General features: G+C 71.1%; 1 protein-coding gene and 1 pseudogene. Both read left to right on the top strand.

Annotation, left to right across the window (positions count from 1 at the left end; genetic code table 11):
• Window positions 1–295, top strand: a 295-nt coding sequence (locus ACY45C_RS12055; protein ID WP_462187709.1) for an FxLD family lanthipeptide, incomplete at its 5' end; no start/stop codon positions are given.
• Window positions 296–394: 99 nt separating this feature from the next.
• Window positions 395–2,447: pseudogene (locus tag ACY45C_RS12050) on the top strand (lantibiotic dehydratase family protein); the annotation flags it as partial.

Below are 2,447 nucleotides of genomic sequence, written 5' to 3'. Positions count from 1 at the left end.
GACCCGCCGGACGAGCAGGCAACAGGTTCCTGGCCTGGAAGTCCTTGCCCCGCAATGCCTCCACCGCCAGGTTAAAGAAGATCCACCCGTCAACAACGAAAGGTTCACCATGACCGCAACCCTCGCCACCGAGACCCCGACCACGCCGCCCCCAGCCACCGAGGACCCGTTCGCCCTCGACGTGCAGATCATCACCGACGTTCCGCCCGGCCATCCGCTGGCCGGTTGCAAGGGCAACACCGACGACGGCTGTGACCCCACCTGCGCGTCCGCGTGCGTCACCGGCGGCGTGTGAGATCCGCTGCCCGGATGCGCGGCACCGGGGCCGGGGGCGACGTCCTCCGGCCCCGGCGCTGCCCCACTCGCCCGATCTCGACAGCCCTTGGAGGACCCGATGCGTGCCAGCGACAGAAAGCCGCTCTACCGACACGTCGACGTCGCGTTGCTGCGGGCCGCAGCAACTCCGCTGACCGACACCGTGGACTCCTGGCCCGACCTGACCGACATCGGCGGATGCCGGCGTTGGCTGGAGGAGATGTGGTCCCGGCCCGATCTCGCCGGTGCCGTGCGCCAGGCCAGCCCGTCCCTGGGGGAAGGCGTCGACGCCATCCGCGCCGGGCATGTCGTGAGCGACAAGCAAATCCGCAGCGCCACCCTGTCCACCGCGCGGTACCTGTTGCGCAGCATCGGCCGCCCCACCCCGTTCGGTCTGTTCGCCGGTGTGGCGCCGGTGGTCTTGGGAAGGACGGCCCAGGCGGACTGGGGCGAGGAGCATCGGGGCGTGGCTCGTGTCAACACCGGGTGGCTGGCCGACATCATCGCTCGGGTCGAACGGTGCCCCGAACTGCTGGAACAGCTCGATGTGGTGGTCACCGACCTCGCTGTCCGCCGCGGCGGGCGACTCGAAGTACCGCAAGGGCCGAACAGGGTGACCATCCGCTACACCCGCGCGGTCGCGGCCGTCCACGACCTAGCGGCGACGCCGGTCCGGTTCGGGGCGCTGATCGACATGCTGGCCGAGGACTTCACCGCCTCCCGACCCACCCTGCGGGGCATGCTCACCGAACTCGTCTAGCAGGGCTACCTGCTGACTAGCCTGCGTGCCCCGTTCACCGTCACCGACCCGTTCGCCTACCTCATGGACCGGCTGCGCGACGCCGACGCCGTCTCCATCTCGGACATCGCGCCCCTGGTTGGTGACCTCGACACCATCCTGGCCGAGTTGCGCCACCACAATCACGAGGTGACCACGCGGGCCGAGCAGAGCCGTATCCGCGCGACAGTCACCCGCCGGATGAGGCAACTCTCGCCGGATGGCCGCACCCCGCTCGCGGTGGACCTGCTGCTCGACTGCGCGGTTCGGCTGCCCAACCAGGTCGCCCAGGAGATGGAGCGGGCCGCCAGCGCGCTGCTGCGCGTGACGCGGCAGCCGACCGGCGAAGCAACCTGGCGTGACTACCACTCTGCCTTCGTCGACAAGTACGGCACGGGCACGATGGTGCCGCTGGCCGAGGTGCTGGACCCGGATGCCGGCCTGGGGTATCCGGTGGGGTATCGCGGGAGCGTGCTGCCCACGCCGCCACCGGGGATCTCCGAGCGCGACGAGCGGCTGCTGGTGCTGGCCTGGCAGGCGATGGCCGACGGCACCCGCGAGATCATCCTGACCGACGACGTGATCGGCGAGCTGACCGGCGAAACGTTCGACGACCGGTACATCCCGCCGCACATGGAGTTGTCCGCCCGCATCCACGCCGCCACCACCCAATCGCTGGATCGGGGCGACTTCCTGCTCACCGTCGCGCCCGCCCGCTCCGCCGGCACCCTCACCAGCCGGTTCACCCCGACGGCCACCGGGTCCGGCCTGGCGCGGGCGTACCGGGCATTGCCCGCCGCCACCGCCGGGGCGCTGCGGGTGCAGATGTCCTTCGGGCCGCTGTACCCGCACGCGGAGAACGTCTGCCGCGTCCCGGCCTACCTCGACCACGTGCTCCCGCTGGGCGAACACCGCCAGCCCGGCGACGACAGCCTGCTCACGATGGACGACCTGGCCATCACCGCGACCCGCGACCGGCTGCACCTGGTCAGCATCTCGCGTCGTCAAGTGGTTGAGCCGCAGGTGTTCCACGCGCTCGCACTGGACAAACAGCCCCCGCCGCTGGCCCGGTTCCTGGCGCACCTGCCACGGGCGTTCTCCGCCGCCTGGTACCAGTTCGATTGGGGACCGCGCGTCCGACTGCCGTTCCTGCCACGGGTGCGCTACCGGCGCACCGTCCTGTCCCCGGCCCAGTGGCGGCTTGCCCCCGACGATTTCCCACCCGGCCAGGCCGGTCCTGGCCAGTGGAGGCAGGTACTCGACCGGTGGCGGCGCCGCTGGGACTGCCCTGACGTGGTCGAGCTCCGCGACGCGGACCGCACGCTGCGCCTCACCCTCAACGAGCCCGCCCACG

The organism is Frankia sp. CcWB2 (assembly GCF_977927585.1).
The sequence above is the reverse complement of the archived record's forward strand: the minus strand, read 5'-3'. Positions and strand labels throughout refer to the sequence as shown.